General features: G+C 64.4%; 15 protein-coding genes. 11 read left to right on the top strand and 4 right to left on the bottom strand.

Annotated features, from left to right (window positions below):
* The first annotated feature begins 22 nt into the window (after nucleotides 1-22).
* A complete protein-coding gene (locus tag FJ430_RS16640; protein WP_140705658.1) occupies nucleotides 23-1,222 on the top strand; it encodes an MFS transporter in 1,200 nt (399 codons plus the stop codon).
* On the opposite strand, the gene FJ430_RS16645 is transcribed toward FJ430_RS16640, so the two are convergent.
* Nucleotides 1,191-2,381, bottom strand: a complete 1,191-nt coding sequence (locus FJ430_RS16645) for an aromatic ring-hydroxylating oxygenase subunit alpha (RefSeq protein WP_140705656.1) — start codon at nucleotides 2,379-2,381, stop codon at nucleotides 1,191-1,193. The genes FJ430_RS16640 and FJ430_RS16645 overlap by 32 nt on opposite strands.
* A 197-nt stretch (nucleotides 2,382-2,578) precedes the next feature.
* On the opposite strand from FJ430_RS16645, the gene FJ430_RS16650 reads away from it, so the two are divergent.
* The 3 genes from FJ430_RS16650 (at nucleotide 2,579) to cobO (ending at nucleotide 4,567) form a co-directional block, all read left to right on the top strand.
* Entirely contained in the window at nucleotides 2,579-3,265 is a 687-nt protein-coding gene (locus FJ430_RS16650; protein ID WP_140705654.1) for a gamma-glutamylcyclotransferase, read from the top strand.
* A gap of 131 nt (nucleotides 3,266-3,396) precedes the next feature.
* Nucleotides 3,397-3,936, top strand: coding sequence for a bifunctional adenosylcobinamide kinase/adenosylcobinamide-phosphate guanylyltransferase (cobU, locus tag FJ430_RS16655; RefSeq protein WP_140705652.1), 540 nt, complete (start codon nucleotides 3,397-3,399; stop codon nucleotides 3,934-3,936).
* A gap of 1 nt (nucleotide 3,937) precedes the next feature.
* Complete coding sequence (gene cobO / locus FJ430_RS16660) at nucleotides 3,938-4,567, top strand: cob(I)yrinic acid a,c-diamide adenosyltransferase (RefSeq protein ID WP_140705650.1); 630 nt, start codon at nucleotides 3,938-3,940, stop codon at nucleotides 4,565-4,567.
* On the opposite strand, the gene cbiB is transcribed toward cobO, so the two are convergent.
* Nucleotides 4,564-5,571, bottom strand: a complete 1,008-nt coding sequence (gene cbiB, locus FJ430_RS16665) for an adenosylcobinamide-phosphate synthase CbiB (RefSeq protein WP_140705647.1) — start codon at nucleotides 5,569-5,571, stop codon at nucleotides 4,564-4,566. The genes cobO and cbiB overlap by 4 nt on opposite strands.
* On the opposite strand from cbiB, the gene cobD reads away from it, so the two are divergent.
* Both cobD and FJ430_RS16675 read left to right on the top strand, forming a co-directional pair.
* Nucleotides 5,570-6,625 (top strand): threonine-phosphate decarboxylase CobD, encoded by a 1,056-nt coding sequence (cobD, locus tag FJ430_RS16670; protein WP_140705645.1) that lies wholly within the window; start codon nucleotides 5,570-5,572, stop codon nucleotides 6,623-6,625. The genes cbiB and cobD overlap by 2 nt on opposite strands.
* Complete coding sequence (locus FJ430_RS16675; protein WP_140705643.1) at nucleotides 6,622-7,131, top strand: tyrosine phosphatase family protein; 510 nt, start codon at nucleotides 6,622-6,624, stop codon at nucleotides 7,129-7,131. The genes cobD and FJ430_RS16675 overlap by 4 nt, the downstream gene beginning before the upstream one ends.
* Nucleotides 7,132-7,143: 12 nt before the next feature.
* On the opposite strand, the gene FJ430_RS16680 is transcribed toward FJ430_RS16675, so the two are convergent.
* Both FJ430_RS16680 and FJ430_RS16685 read right to left on the bottom strand, forming a co-directional pair.
* On the bottom strand, nucleotides 7,144-7,941 hold the full coding sequence (locus FJ430_RS16680; protein WP_140705641.1) for a creatininase family protein: 798 nt from the start codon (nucleotides 7,939-7,941) through the stop codon (nucleotides 7,144-7,146).
* Between the two features lie 61 nt (nucleotides 7,942-8,002).
* Nucleotides 8,003-8,386 carry a RidA family protein gene (locus tag FJ430_RS16685; RefSeq protein WP_140653585.1) on the bottom strand — a complete coding sequence of 128 codons (384 nt, stop codon included), beginning with the start codon at nucleotides 8,384-8,386 and terminating at the stop codon, nucleotides 8,003-8,005.
* A 253-nt stretch (nucleotides 8,387-8,639) separates the two neighbouring features.
* Between FJ430_RS16685 and FJ430_RS16690 the strand changes: the two genes are divergently transcribed.
* The 5 genes from FJ430_RS16690 to FJ430_RS16710 are packed head-to-tail and all read left to right on the top strand — an operon-like array spanning nucleotide 8,640 to nucleotide 14,051.
* On the top strand, nucleotides 8,640-9,644 hold the full coding sequence (locus FJ430_RS16690; protein WP_140646651.1) for an ABC transporter substrate-binding protein: 1,005 nt from the start codon (nucleotides 8,640-8,642) through the stop codon (nucleotides 9,642-9,644).
* A gap of 15 nt (nucleotides 9,645-9,659) precedes the next feature.
* Nucleotides 9,660-10,481, top strand: coding sequence for an ABC transporter ATP-binding protein (locus FJ430_RS16695; RefSeq protein ID WP_140705639.1), 822 nt, complete (start codon nucleotides 9,660-9,662; stop codon nucleotides 10,479-10,481).
* On the top strand, nucleotides 10,468-11,319 hold the full coding sequence (locus FJ430_RS16700; RefSeq protein WP_140646649.1) for an ABC transporter permease: 852 nt from the start codon (nucleotides 10,468-10,470) through the stop codon (nucleotides 11,317-11,319). Before FJ430_RS16695 ends, FJ430_RS16700 begins: the two co-directional genes overlap by 14 nt.
* Before the next feature lie 33 nt (nucleotides 11,320-11,352).
* Nucleotides 11,353-12,654, top strand: a complete 1,302-nt coding sequence (locus FJ430_RS16705; RefSeq protein ID WP_140705637.1) for a cytosine deaminase — start codon at nucleotides 11,353-11,355, stop codon at nucleotides 12,652-12,654.
* Nucleotides 12,654-14,051 carry an FAD-binding oxidoreductase gene (locus FJ430_RS16710; RefSeq protein WP_140705994.1) on the top strand — a complete coding sequence of 466 codons (1,398 nt, stop codon included), beginning with the start codon at nucleotides 12,654-12,656 and terminating at the stop codon, nucleotides 14,049-14,051. The genes FJ430_RS16705 and FJ430_RS16710 overlap by 1 nt, the downstream gene beginning before the upstream one ends.
* Nucleotides 14,052-14,085 lie beyond the last annotated feature (34 nt).

The following is a 14,085-nucleotide window of genomic DNA, read 5'->3' on the forward strand; positions in this document are numbered from 1 at the left end:
CGATTCACGTCCCGGAGGGCCGATGTCCACCCATGTGCGCCATCCGATCTGGCTTCCGGCCTTGCGGCCGACGGATGCGCGCACCTTCGCTTCGCTCTACGCGGTGGAATCCTTCGCTCGCGCCACCGTCTCCAGCGTGATCCCGATCCAGGCCTACGAGATCCTGCACAATGAGCGGATCGTCTCGATCCTCTACACCATTGTGTCGTTGATGGGCCTTTCGGTCACGCTGTTCATGCCGATGCTGATCCGCCGCTTCGCGCGGCGCTGGGTCTACACGGCCGGCTGCGTGCTGCTGGCGATCGGCTCCGCCTTCTTCGTCACTCATACGCTGCCCGGACAGATCGCCGGCATGCTTTGCCGCGTCATGGGGGCGAGCGCGCTGTCGATCACGCTCAACCTCTACATCATGGACCACATCCGCAAGACCGACTTCATGCAGGCGGAATCGCTGCGCATGGCGTGGTCGATGTTTGCCTGGACTGGCGGGCCGACGCTGGGCATCTTCCTCTATACCCATTTCGGCATCTATGCCGCGCATGGCGCGGTCGTGGTGTTCGCGTTCGCGCTGCTTTGCCTGTTCTGGTTCTACCGGTTGACCGACAACCAATCGATCCGGCCCGGCAAGTCGCGCCCTGCCAATCCGCTTGCCAATATCGGCCGCTTCGTGAAGCAGCCGAGGCTCAGGCTCGCCTGGCTGATCGCCTTCGGCCGCTCCTGCTTCTGGACGACGTTCTTCGTCTACGGTCCGCTGTTCATGGTGATCACCGGCCAGGGCGAACTCGCCGGCGGACTGCTGGTTTCGGCCGGCAACGCGCTTCTGTTCGTGGCGATCTTCTGGGGCAGGGCCGGCAAGCGCTTCGGCGGAAGGCGGGTCATGACCTTCGCCTATTTCGCCATGGCCGCCATGCTGTTTGCGGCAGGCGGCGTCGGCGAGGCCGCACCGCTGCTCACGGCCGCGCTGCTGCTGGGTGGCGCGCTCTTCACCATCGCGCTCGACGCGCTCGGCTCGACCGCCTTCATGCGCTCGGTGCGCACTTATGAAAGAGCGCAGATGGCGGCGGTCTACCGCACCTATCTCGACTTCTCCGAACTGACGCCGCCGCTGGTCTATTCGGTGGTGCTCGCCTTCTTCGGCCTCGGCTCGGTGTTCGTCATGCTCGGCATCCTGGCCGCCTTCTGCGGCTTCGTCACCTGGCGCTATCTGCCGAAGGCATTTTGAACGCCGCGTGACGGCCGCGCACCCAATCGTGGAAGCGGTGCAGGTCGTATTCTTCCGGCATCAGCACGCCGGCCCGATGGCGCATCGAGCGCAGGCCTTTCTGGTTGATCTCGCAGATCGCGGCGTCTTCCTCCAGCACCTGGGTGCTGAAGGCGACGATGTTGTCGATGTCGGTCTCTGCCAGCGCATCGGGCGCGAACAGCCATTCGGCGGTGAGCTCGGTCTGCTCGGGACCGAGCGGGGAGAGCCGCACCGTGCGCATGTAGTCGACATGGCCGACGATGAACATCGAGGGCAGCGAGGTGGCGTAGGTCTGGCCGGCGGCGCGCTCGGCTGGGGTCAGGCCGGAAAAGACCGGGCCGTGCACATGGCCGTCCTTGGACCAGGTTTCGGCGCCGGCGCGCAGGCGGCCCGAGAATTCCGGATCGTCATTGTCGGCATGGCGCGACCATTCGGGATCGTCATGCCTTGCCATCAGGCCGCGGCCATAGATCGGCACCAGCCGCGACAGGTCCTTATGGACGCCCGGGCAGTGCAGGCATTCGTTGAAATTTTCCCAGAAGATCTTCCAGTTGCAGTTCATCACCTTGGTCAGCCGGTGGCCGGTGACGAGCGTTTCCAGCGGCCAGTTGGAAAGATTGCCGGAGGCGCGATCGAAAGAGGTTTCCGCCGAGCCCTCGGGGTCCTCGGCGAGGTTGATGAAGACGAAGCCGCGCCAGAGCGAGAGCGCCACGCGGTAGAGCGGATAATCGGCCTTGTCGAAGCCGTCGGGCAAAGATTTCGACGGCACGCGCACGAGGTCGCCGCGCAGCGAATAGGACCATGCGTGGTAAGGGCATGTCAGCAGCCTGGCCTTCAGCCGCCCGGCGCTTTCCTGGCAAAGCTGCGAGCCGCGATGCCGGCAGGTGTTGTGGAAGGCGCGCAAGACGCCGGTCTCGTCGCGCAGCACGACGATCTCCTGGCTGCCGATACCGAAGGTTCGGAAGGCGAGGGGCTCCGCCAGATCGGCCTCGCGGCAGACCATCAGCCAGCTCCGGTACCAGATGCCGCCCAGATCGCGCCGGTAGGCGTCGGCGTCCCAATAGGCCGCCGACGGCAAGGTCGGCTGCAGGCTGGTCAGGCCGTTGTAAGGGTCGCGCTCGCTCGGATTGGGCTGCATCGGCTTCTCCCCGCCAGAGCAGTCCAGCGCTCAATGGGATCGCTGACCTGCTCTAACTCTTTGTTTTTACGCAATTCCGGACGGTTATGCACTTTTCCTGGAATTGCTCTGATGCCAGCCGACACCCGGGCAAAGCTGTTGTCAATTGCCGGCTCCGCGCATTGTGGCGGCCACGGGAGGACCTTAAGGTCGAAGGCATGCTGCCAAGAACCATGTCGCTTACCGAGGAATTGGTCGCCCGTTGCTTTCGCACGGTCGAGGATGCGGGACCGGATCCCGACGCCGCGCATCTGGATGACGCCGACTATGACGCAATGGCGCACATGCTGGAGGCTCAGCTTCCAGCCACCGAACCGCTCTGGCTGTTTGGCTATGGCTCGCTGATCTGGAAGCCCGAGATCGAGCATGTCGAGGAGCGGGTGGCCCTGCTGCGCGGCTGGCATAGATCCTTTTGCATGAACATGACGCGCTGGCGGGGGACCAAGGCAAGTCCGGGCCTGATGATGGCGCTGGACCGCGGCGGGCACTGCAAGGGCGTCGCCTTTCGGCTCGGCGACGGCGACAGGCGAGAGCAACTCGACAAGATCCTTCGGCGCGAGGTGACGCTGAAGCCGACCAGCTACCATCCGCGCCTGCTCAATATGACGAGCGATGGCGGCGCGCTGCGGGCGCTGGCCTTCGTCATCAACCGCCAGGGCACCACCTATGCCGGCCCGTTAAGCGAGGAGGCGGTTGTCGAAAGGCTGGCGACCTCCTGCGGCCATTGGGGCTCGGGCGCCGACTATCTCTACAACACGGTGAAGAATCTCGAGCAGCGCGGCATCCACGATGCGCATCTGTGGCGATTGCAGCAGCTCGTCGCGGCGCGGATCGCCGCCGCGTAGCACCCGTGACCCGTGCCGCAATCGCGCCGGGCGGTGGCGGAATTTGGTTTGCCGGCCGGAGGGCTTCTGCCTAAAGTCGCGCCGTCGGCCTGATGGCCGCGACAATATTCATCCAACGGTGAAGGCAGGGAATGACCGGCGCGACAGCCGCGAGCGCAGCTTCCAATCGGAAACTGACTTTCGTCCTCGGCGGCGCGCGCTCGGGGAAGAGTTCGCATGCCGAAAGTCTGACGACGGCCTTTTCGTCACCCTGGGCTTACATAGCCACGGCACAGGCTTATGACGACGAGATGCGCGAGCGCATCGCGCTGCATCGGTCGCGGCGCGGTGAAGGCTGGGTCACCGTCGACGCGCCGCTCGAACTGGTCGGCGCAATCGAAGCCTTGCCGGACCACCAGCCGGTGCTGATCGATTGCCTGACGCTGTGGCTCACCAATCACATGCTGGCCGAACATGACGTCGAGGTCGAGTGCCGGCGGCTGGCGGATATGCTGTCGCGGCCGCGCGGGCCGTGGTTCGTGGTCTCGAACGAAGTCGGACTGGGTATCGTGCCCGACAATGCACTGGCGCGCCGGTTCCGCGATGCCGGCGGCCGGCTCAACCAGCAGGTCGCGGCGGTAGCCGACAGCGTTCTCATGATGGTGGCGGGGCTGCCGCTCAAGGTGAAATGACATGGCCGAAATCGAAGACAAGACCATTGACGACAGGGACGTCGAACGCCACCGCGCCAAGATGGCGAAGCGCAAGGCGGTGCAGGATGCCGAAGTGGCCGGCAAGACGATCGAGAAAGGGTTGCTGATCGTCAATACAGGCCCTGGCAAGGGCAAGACCACGGCCGCTTTCGGTCTGGCGCTGAGGATGCTTGGCTATGGCAAGCGCGTCGGCGTCGTCCAATTTATCAAGGGAAAATGGCACACCGGCGAGAAGGACGCTTTCGCCGCGTTCGGAAACCGTGTCGTCTGGCACGCGATGGGCGAGGGGTTCACCTGGGAGACGCAGGACCTCAAGCGCGACATCGCCGCCGCCGAAGCCGCCTGGGCCAAGGCGCTGGAACTGATGGCCGATCCGTCGATCAGCCTCGTGGTGCTCGACGAGCTCAACATCGCGCTGCGCTACGACTATCTCGACCTGGAAAAAGTGGTCGCGGCGCTGAAGGCGCGCCGCGATGATCTGCATGTCATCGTTACCGGCCGCAACGCCAAGCCTCCGCTGATCGAGGCGGCCGATCTCGTCACTGAAATGGGGCTGACGAAGCACCATTTCTCGGCGGGCGTGAAAGCCCAGCAGGGAATCGAGTTCTAAAGTGCGCTGGCGCCCTGACCACTGATCTGGATGGTCAGATAGATCACAACCGCCGACAGGGTCGCGAACAGCCCGAGCAGCAGCCAGTCGGCCACGCGATAGAGCTTCAGCGCCTGGCGGATGTCGGTGCTTTCGGCCTCGCGACGGCCGCCTTCGCCCATGAAGGCGTCCTCGACGACCTCGCCGCCATAGCTGCGCGGTCCGGCGAGGGACAGCCCGAGCGCGCCGGCCATCGCCGCCTCCGGCCAGCCGGCATTGGGCGAGCGATGTTTCCTGGCGTCGCGGCGCATCACCTGCCAGGCGCCGCGCGGGTCGGCGCCAGGGACAAGAAAGGCCGCCAGCACGATGAGCAGGCCGGTGAGCCGCGATGCGGGCAGGTTGACCAGATCGTCGAAGCGGGCGGCGGCCCGGCCGAAGGCCTCATATTGCGGCGTCCGGTGGCCGATCATCGAATCGGCGGTGTTGGCGGCCTTGTAGGCCGCACCGCCGCCAAGGCCGCCGATGCCGGTCCAGAAGGCAGGTGCGACGATGCCATCGGAGAAATTCTCGGCCAGGCTTTCGATCGCGGCGCGCGCGACGCCCGCTTTGTCGAGCTTTTCGGGATCGCGGCCGACGATGCGTGAGACGGCGATGCGGCCGAGCGTCAGGCCGCCGGTCTCCAGCGCGTCGGCGACCTCCTCGACATGCTCGGCGAGGCTTTTCTGCGACAGCAGCGAGGAGCCGAGGATCGCGGCAATGACGAGGCCCGTGGGGAACATCATCCAGAGCAGGACATGCAGCCCCAGGCCGATCAGGCCGGGCACCAGCAGAATGACGAGCAAGGCCTGGACGCCGCGGCGGCGACGCAATTCGTCGGAATCCGTCGCGCGGTTGAGCCGGCGATCGAGAAAGGATATCAGCCTGCCGATCCAGGTTACCGGGTGGCCGATGGCGTTGAACAGCCAGTCCGGGTAGCCGAGGGTACGTTCGACGGCGAGTGACAGGAAAGCGATCAGGATTGACATGAAGCTTCTAAGCGGAGCGATTGCAGCGGTTGATCATGGCGGCAGCCTTGGCCGCGCAAGCGCGCTTTTTCCTCATGCGCCAAAACCTTTCGTGGACCTCTCGACAGGTATCAATCCGCACTCCTATCCGCTTTTCGACCTGCCCGCCACCGCCCTGTCCCGATTGCCGGAGGCAGGACAACTGCGTGAATTGGCCGAAATTGCGGCTTCGGCCTATGGCGCGCCGTCAGCGGCACATGTGGCGGCGGCGCCCGGCACGCAGATTTTGCTGCCGCGCGTCGCTTCGCTGGTGCGACCCGGCAAGGCGCTGGTGCTCGGCCCGACCTATGCCGAACACGCCCGGGCCGCGGCCATCGCCGGCCATGCGGTTGCGGAGGTCAGCGATTTCGACGCGCTGGGCGAGGCGGACCTTGCGGTGCTGGTCAATCCCAACAATCCTGACGGGCGGGTGATCGAAAAGGCCCGCCTGCTCGACCTTGCCGCGCGGCTTCGCGCCAAGAGCGGGCTGCTCGTCGTCGACGAAGCTTTCATGGATGTCGGCCCGATCGAGCAAAGCCTGGCCGGCGATGTCGGGGCGGGCGGTATCGTCGTGCTGCGCTCGTTCGGCAAGTTCTTCGGCCTCGCCGGTGTGAGGCTCGGCTTCGCGCTGGCGGATCAGCTGACGGCCGAGCGGCTGGATGCGCAGCTGGGGCCCTGGGCGGTGGCCGGTCCGGCGCTCGAATATGGCATCCGCGCGCTGTCGGATACGGGATGGCAGGAGGACATGCGGGTACGTCTCGCCTCCGATGCCAAACGACTCGACGCGCTGCTTGGAAAGTCCGGCGTGCCAATCTCCGGCGGCACCTCACTGTTCCGCTATGTGTCTTTCAACGATTCTCCAAGCCTGTTTTCGGCGCTCGGCGAGCGTGGCGTGCTGGTCCGTCACTTCGCTGAGCGGCTTCACGTTCTGCGCATCGGACTGCCGGGCAGCGAAGCGGAATGGCAGCGCCTCGAAAGCGCCCTTGCCACGTGGGCCGCGCGGCGCAAGGATGCACCGAAGGAGTTCGGGCAATGATCCACGTCTGTTCGCTGTCGAAGGTCGACGAGACCGTGGTAAGGACCGGTGCGCAGCGGTTGTTGTCGCTGCTCGCCGCCGGCACCGAAGTGCTCCGCCCGGCCTCGATCCCGGCGGAAAACCACCTGCATCTCGTCATGCACGACATCGCCGTCGCGCAGGAAGGCATGACCATGCCCGGCGAGGAGCATGTGCGGGCCTTGCTCGATTTCGCCTATCGCTGGGACCGGGCAAAGCCGCTGGTGGTGCATTGCTATGCCGGCGTCAGCCGCTCGACCGCGTCGGCCTATATCATCGCGGCGGCGCTTTCGCCCAAGCGCGACGAGATGGAACTCGCCCGGACGCTGCGTTTCCTCTCGCCGACGGCGACGCCCAATCCACGGCTGATCGCGGTTGCCGACATGCTGCTTCAGCGCGATGGCCGCATGATCGCGGCGATCGAGGCGATCGGGCGCGGCGCCGACGCGTTCGAGGGGGTACCCTTCGAACTAACGATTGAAAGTTGAGTCGCGTTTTATCTACGACAGCCACTCCGCAAGCTTTGCCTTACGAACATCCCTGACCAGGTTGATAAAGCCGTCGGCCTGCATTTCCGCCGTCAGCCGACCCTTCTCGGCCGTGGCGATCGAGGCATCGCCGACCACGCCGTTCGGGTTGAGGTCGCTGGCGATCCAGGCGAAGGCGTGCGTTCCGGTGTGGCGCAGCAGGGCGAATTCCTTTTCGGCGCGGGCGACATTGGAGACGAATTCATCCGCCTTGGTCATGTCGACGAGATCAGGGCGGAAGTGCAGCATCAACGAGGTCTCGACGTCGCCGCCATGGATGCCGTGACGGTCCTCGAGCTCGGTGTACATGCCGGCCGGGCGGCCGAAACGCTGCCAGCTGGTCCTCACCGACAGCATTTTGGCGCGCACGCGCAATTCGCGCGAAACGATGCCCATGATCTCTTCATTGCCGCCATGCGAATTGACGATGATCAGTTTCCGGACCCCGGCGCGGGCGACGGACAGGCCAAGCTCGGTCCAGGCATCGACCAAGGTGGTGGCCGGCAAGGTGAGCGTTCCCGGCGCGTGTAAGTGCTCGTTCGACTTGCCGACCGCCTGCACCGGCAGGATGCGGATGTCGAGATCGTCGGGCAGGCGCGCGACCACCGTCTCCAGCATGCCGACCATGATCGAGGTGTCGGTCGAGACCGGCAGATGCGGGCCGTGCTGCTCGATCGCCGCCACCGGCAGCACGGCGATAGTCGCCTCGGCGTCGATCGAGGCATATTCGGTCGTCCGGTAGTCGCCCCACCACACACGTCTTGTCGTCACTTTTCGTCTCCCGATTGGTCTGCTGTCCGGCCTGAGGTCTAAAGACTATCCCCGGCAACAGCTAGCCTGCTGCCAGAACTTCGACCTCGACCTTGAATTCCGGACGCGCAAAGCCGGAAACGATCATCAGCGTCGAGGCCGGCGCCGGGTCCGAAAACAAGCGGTTGCGGACATCCATATAGGCCTGCAGATATGCGCGGTCGGTGACGAAGGCGTTAATGCGAACGGTGTCGTTCAAGGTCAGCCCGGCTTCGCTCAAAATCGCGGCGATGTTCTTGAAGCAGAGCTCGGCCTGGGCGCCGGCGTCCTCGGGAACATGGTCGTCAGCCCCGATGCCCAGTTGTCCGGAGCACAGCACCAGCCGTTTTCCGGCGGGTATCTCAACGCCGTGGCTGTAGCGGGCGAAGGGCGGCTTGATCGTCTTGGGGGCGAGGTATTTCAGCATGGCATTCTCCTGTGCGCCCGCAGACTAAGGCTCGATTCGTGAAACCTTCAAGATGCGGTGCATGCCGCCAGAGCGATTATGGACAGGCGTCCAAAAAATAGGCACGATGCCTCGCGTACAGCATGACCCTTCCGGTCTCGGCAATGACTGCCGCGCAAGCGGGCGGCCCGGGCGGTGGCATGTGTCTTGCTTCTTGAACCAATGGTGTCGAGCCCAGCGCGTTGCGCGCCGGAGCCAAGAGAGGGTGAGTTTTATGATCGGAAATGGGAAGGTCCTGGCGGGCTCGATCGCCTTGCTGGTGGCGGGCACACTGAGCGCGGCCGCGAACGAGAAGGTGACGTTCGGCACCAACTGGCTGGCCGAGCCGGAGCATGGCGGCTACTACCAGGCCGTTGCCGACGGCACCTATGCCGCCTGCGGCCTCGACGTCACCATCATGCAGGGCGGCCCGCAGGTCAGCGGCCGGCCGATGCTACTTGCCGGCAAGATCGATTTCTATATGGGTGGCAATCTGCTCTCGGCCTTCGACGCGGTGCAGCAGGGCATTCCGATGCGTGTCGTCGCGTCCGACTTCCAGAAGGATCCGCAGGTCATCATGTCCCAGCCGGGGCAGGGGCTCGACAAGTGGGAGGACCTGAAGAGCGCCGACCAGTACATCATGGGCGACGAGGGTGCGCAGACCTTCTTCCAGTGGATGGTCACAGATCTCGGCTTCGATGCCGCCAAGCGCGTGCCCTATACGTTCAATCCGGCGCCCTTCATCGCCAACAAGAAGTCGATCCAGCAGGGCTATGTGACGTCCGAGCCGTTCGCGGTGCAGAAGGCGGGCGGCTTCGTGCCGAACCAGTTCCTGCTCGCCGACTATGGCTGGGATACCTATTCGACCACCATCGAGGTGATGCAGGATACGATCGACAAGCGGCCGGAGGTTGTGCAGTGCTTCGTCGATGGCTCGGCCAAGGGGTGGTACAAGTACCTCTACGGTGACAACAAGGCCGCCAACGATATGATCAAGAAGGACAATCCGGACATGACGGATGAGCAGATCGCCTTCTCGATCGAGCAGATGAAGAAATTCGGCGTCGTCGATTCGGGCGATTCGGAAAAGCTCGGCATCGGCACCATGAACGAAGCCCGCATCCAGAGCTTCTACGACAAGATGGTCAAGGCCAAAGTCGCCCAGCCGGGCATCGACATCAAGAAGGCCTACACGCTGGCCTTCATCAACAAGGGTGTCGGGCTGGAGCTGAAGAAGTAAGGCGGCCTGCCTGAGATGATCCAGGAGAAAGTGGCTGAGACGCCGGCGGCATCGGGAGAGACCCCGATGCTGCTTGCCCTGCGCAATGTCGGCAAGGTCTTTTCCAACGGCGTGACGGCGCTGAGCAAGGTCGACCTTACGATCCGCGAGGGGGATTTCCTGAGCCTGCTCGGCCCTTCGGGCTGCGGCAAGTCGACGGCGCTCAGGCTGATCGCCGGCCTGTCGACGCCGACCTCCGGCCAACTCGACTGGCGCGGCTCGATCGACCGCTCGAACATCGGCTTCGTCTTCCAGGAGCCGACGCTGCTGCCCTGGGCCAGCGTCTTCGACAATGTCTGGCTGCCGCTCAGGCTGAAGGGCATGTCGCGCGCCAAGGCGGCGCCGGCCGTGATGGAGATGCTGTCGCGCGTTCATCTCACCGGCTTCGAGAACGCCGTGCCGCGTGAGCTTTCGGGCGGCATGAAGATGCGCGTCTCGATCGCGCGGGCCATGGTGACCAAGCCGCGCATCCTTCTGATGGACGAGCCCTTCGCCGCGCTCGACGAGATCACCCGCTTCAAACTCAACAATGATCTCTTGGAGCTTTGGCAGGACGAGCGCTTCACCGTCGTCTTCGTCACCCACAGCGTGTTCGAAAGCGTGTTCCTGTCCAGCCGCGTCGTCGTCATGGCCGCGCGTCCGGGCCGCGTCTTCGGCGAACTCGCCGTCGATGCTCCTTATCCGCGTGACGAAGCGTTCCGCACCTCGCCGGACTATGCCGCGCTTTGCCGGCAGGCCTCGGACGTGCTGGTGAACGCCATCAACTCAACCGCCGGACCGCGCCATGACGGCCATTGAAGACGCTACGCTGAAACTCGATCCGGAAGAGGCGCGCCGCGCCCGCCAGGAGCGCCTTGAGCGCATCGGCAGATGGGTGCTGCCGCTGGCGATCATGGTGTTGGCGATCGTGCTGTGGGATCGCATCTGCGTCTGGAACGAGATCCCGCAATATATCCTGCCGCGCCCGGGAGTGGTGCTGCAGACGCTGCACAACGACGCGGGGCTGTTGTTCTCGTCGCTCTTGGTGACGCTCAGGATCACCTTCCTCAGCTTGGCTCTCGCCGTGATCGGCGGCGTCGGGCTGGCGGTGCTGTTCGCGCAATCGAAATGGGTGGAGATGTCGTTCTTCCCCTTCGCCATCGTGCTGCAGGTGACGCCGATCGTCGCCATCTTCCCGCTGATCAACATCTATGTGAACAACCAGACCGTCAAACTGCTGCTCTGCGCCTGGATCGTCGCTTTCTTCCCGATCCTGTCGAACACCACGCTCGGCCTGAACTCGGTCGACCGGAACCTGCGCGACCTGTTCAAGCTCAACGGCGCGACGCGCTGGCAGCAATTGCGCTATCTGCGCCTGCCGGCGGCGATGCCCTATTTCCTCGGCGGGCTGAAGATCGCCGGCGGCCTGTCGCTGATCGGCGCGGTGGTGGCCGAATTCGTCGCCGGCGCGCAGGGGCAGTCGTCCGGGCTTGCATCGCGCATCATCGAGGCCGGCTACCGGCTCAACGCGCCGCGCCTGTTCGCGGCGCTGATCCTGATCTCGCTGACCGGCATATTGATCTTCCTGGTGCTGTCGCTGGTGTCGCATCTCATCCTGCGCCGCTGGCACGAGAGCGCGCTGAAGCAGGAGCGCTAGGGTGGTTCGTCTCGTCACCCAAGGGAGCTGCAGTTGATTCCAGACAAAGCGTCATACCGGCTTGCCAATGTCCGGCTGCATGCATCACTGACGCCCGGCCTCGCCGCGGCCTTCGACAGCGACGGCTTCGCGCTTGCCGACATATCTGTCGCCGACGGCAAGATCTCCAGCATTGCCTCGCATGGCAAATCGAAGCTCCCGGCCGACGCGATCGACCTTGCCGGCCGCATCGTGCTGCCCTGCTTCGTCGACTGCCACACCCATATCGACAAGGGCCATATCTGGCCGCGAAAGCCCAATCCCGACGGCACCTTCATGGGCGCGCTCAATGCCACCGGCGCCGACCGCGCCGCGCGCTGGAGCGCCGAGGACGTCGCGCGCCGCATGGATTTCTCGCTGCGCTCAGCCTATGCGCATGGCACCAAGGCCGTGCGCACGCATCTCGACAGCGTGCCGCCGCAAGAGGAGATCTCCTGGCCGGTGTTCGAAACGATGCGGGAGAGATGGCGCGGGCGGATAGAGTTGCAGGCCGCCTGCCTGCTCGGCATCGAAGGCGTGCGCGACAAGAAATGGTTCGAGAAATTGGCGAAACGCGTCGCCGTGGCCAAGGGGGTGCTTGGCGTCGTCACCTATATGGTGCCCGATCTCGAGGAACTGCTCGACCAGGTTTTCGCCCAGGCGATCAAGCATGGGCTCGATCTCGATTTCCATGCCGACGAAACCGACGATGTCGCGGCCATCTCTTTGAAGAAGATCGCCGAGGCTTCGCTGTGGAACGGTTTCGAGGGCAACATCCTGGTCGGCCATTGCTGTTCGCTGGCACGCCAGCCTGACCTCGAGGTGCTCGACACGCTGGACAAGGTGGCCAAGGCAGGGCTCGCCGTTGTGTCGCTGCCGATGTGCAACCTCTATCTGCAGGATCGCCGCAACAACGAGACGACGCCGCGCTGGCGCGGCGTGACGCTGCTGCACGAGATGAAGGCGCGCGGCATCAAGGCGGCGGTCGCATCCGACAACACACGCGATCCATTCTATGCCTATGGCGATCTCGACATGCTGGAAGTCTACCGCATGGCGACTCGCATCCTGCATTTCGATCATCCGGTCGGCGACTGGCCTAGGGCGGTGGCGGCGACGCCGGCCGAGGTGATGCGGCTCGACGGCGCCGGCGTGCTCGCTGCCGGAGGCAGCGCCGACTTCATCGTCTTCAAAGGCCGCAACTGGACCGAATTGCTGTCGCGGCCCGAATCAGATCGCATCGTGGTGCGCGAGGGCAGGGCGATCGAACGCCAATTGCCCGACTATGCCGAACTCGACGAACTGATGGTGGGATGATGGATATCGCAGTGCTGAAGCGCGATCTCGACGGGATCAAGGTCGACGACCATCCGGCCATCGTCCAGCAGAAGAGCCGCGACTTCTACTGGTACAGCCCGGTTCTGAAGGCGCAGCTCGATCACGTCAAAGGCGACCTGATCGTCACGCCGAAGAACGAGGACGAAGTCATTCGCGTGCTTGCCGCGTGCCACAAGCACGGCGTCCCGGTGACGCCGCGCGGCAGCGGCACCGGCAATTACGGGCAGGCGATGCCGCTGTCGGGCGGCGTGGTGCTCAACCTTGCCGAGATGAACGAGATCAAGACGATCGCGCCGGGGCGCGTGGTGACTGGACCTGGCGCGGTGCTGGCCGACATCGATAAGGCGACGCGGGCGCATTCCGGCCAGGAACTGCGCATGTCGCCTTCGACCTACAATACTGCTTCCATTGGTGGCTTCGTCGCCGGCGGTTCGGGCGGCGTCGGCTCGATCCGCTGGGGCGGCTTGCGCGACCTCGGCAACGTCATTCGCCTGCGGACCGTGACGATGGAGGCCGAGCCGCGCGTCATGGAACTGACCGGCGACGACGTGCTCAAGGTCATGCACGCCTATGGCACCAACGGCATCATCACCGAGGTCGAGATGCCGCTGACGGCCTCCTACGATTGGATCGACGTCATCGTCGGCTTCGACGATTTCATGGATGCGGCCGGTTTCGGCAACGATCTCGCCGTTCAGGACGGCATTTTGGCCAAGCTGATCACACCGATCGCCGCGCCCATCCCTTACGACTATTTCAAACGGCACCAGAAATTCTTCCGGCGCGAGCAGAGCATCGTGGTGTGCATGATCGCGCCGCACGCGATGGACGCCTTTATCGCATTCGTGCGCAGCGGCAAGGGCGAGATCGTGTTCCGGGCCGACCAAGGGGCCGATATCAAGGGGCTGCCGCCGGCCTATGAGCTGACCTGGAACCACACGACGCTGCGGGCGATCCGGGTCGATCCGACGATCACCTATCTGCAGACGCGCTATCCGTCGCCGGACCATCTCGCCCATGTCAAGGCGATGGTCGACCGTTTCGGCGACGAGGTGCCGGCGCATTTGGAATTCATCCGCTTCGACGGCGCCATCGGCGTCGCAGGCCTGCCGCTGGTGCGCTACACCACAGAAGAAAGGCTCGACGAGATCATTCGCATCCATGAGGACAATGGCTGCTGGATTTTTAACCCGCACCGCTACACGCTGGAGGAAGGCGGCATGAAGCGGACCGATGACGTGCAGCTTGCCTTCAAGCGCGATACCGATCCGCAAGGCCTCCTCAACCCGGGCAAGATGATCGCCTGGGAGAATCCCGGCTACGACTACCGCTCCGGCAAGCCGTTCCTGTTCAAGGGGCTGCAGGGAGCCGGGTGAGGAGAGGTTTGCGCTTGAACACCCCCCTCTGTCC

It is taken from the genome of Mesorhizobium sp. B2-8-5 (genome assembly GCF_006440675.2).
Taxonomy (GTDB): domain Bacteria; phylum Pseudomonadota; class Alphaproteobacteria; order Rhizobiales; family Rhizobiaceae; genus Mesorhizobium.

What these genes read in the sequence shown, in the direction of transcription:
- FJ430_RS16675 (WP_140705643.1), top strand. Translation starts at nt 6,622, where the DNA reads ATGATCCACGTCTGTTCGCTGTCGAAGGTCGACGAGACCGTGGTAAGG.
- FJ430_RS16690 (WP_140646651.1), top strand. Translation starts at nt 8,640, where the DNA reads ATGATCGGAAATGGGAAGGTCCTGGCGGGCTCGATCGCCTTGCTGGTG.
- cobO (WP_140705650.1), top strand. Translation starts at nt 3,938, where the DNA reads ATGGCCGAAATCGAAGACAAGACCATTGACGACAGGGACGTCGAACGC.
- cbiB (WP_140705647.1), bottom strand. Translation starts at nt 5,571, where the DNA reads ATGTCAATCCTGATCGCTTTCCTGTCACTCGCCGTCGAACGTACCCTC.
- cobD (WP_140705645.1), top strand. Translation starts at nt 5,570, where the DNA reads ATGAAGCTTCTAAGCGGAGCGATTGCAGCGGTTGATCATGGCGGCAGC.
- FJ430_RS16645 (WP_140705656.1), bottom strand. Translation starts at nt 2,381, where the DNA reads ATGCAGCCCAATCCGAGCGAGCGCGACCCTTACAACGGCCTGACCAGC.
- FJ430_RS16685 (WP_140653585.1), bottom strand. Translation starts at nt 8,386, where the DNA reads ATGCTGAAATACCTCGCCCCCAAGACGATCAAGCCGCCCTTCGCCCGC.
- FJ430_RS16710 (WP_140705994.1), top strand. Translation starts at nt 12,654, where the DNA reads ATGGATATCGCAGTGCTGAAGCGCGATCTCGACGGGATCAAGGTCGAC.
- cobU (WP_140705652.1), top strand. Translation starts at nt 3,397, where the DNA reads ATGACCGGCGCGACAGCCGCGAGCGCAGCTTCCAATCGGAAACTGACT.
- FJ430_RS16650 (WP_140705654.1), top strand. Translation starts at nt 2,579, where the DNA reads ATGCTGCCAAGAACCATGTCGCTTACCGAGGAATTGGTCGCCCGTTGC.
- FJ430_RS16695 (WP_140705639.1), top strand. Translation starts at nt 9,660, where the DNA reads ATGATCCAGGAGAAAGTGGCTGAGACGCCGGCGGCATCGGGAGAGACC.
- FJ430_RS16640 (WP_140705658.1), top strand. Translation starts at nt 23, where the DNA reads ATGTCCACCCATGTGCGCCATCCGATCTGGCTTCCGGCCTTGCGGCCG.
- FJ430_RS16700 (WP_140646649.1), top strand. Translation starts at nt 10,468, where the DNA reads ATGACGGCCATTGAAGACGCTACGCTGAAACTCGATCCGGAAGAGGCG.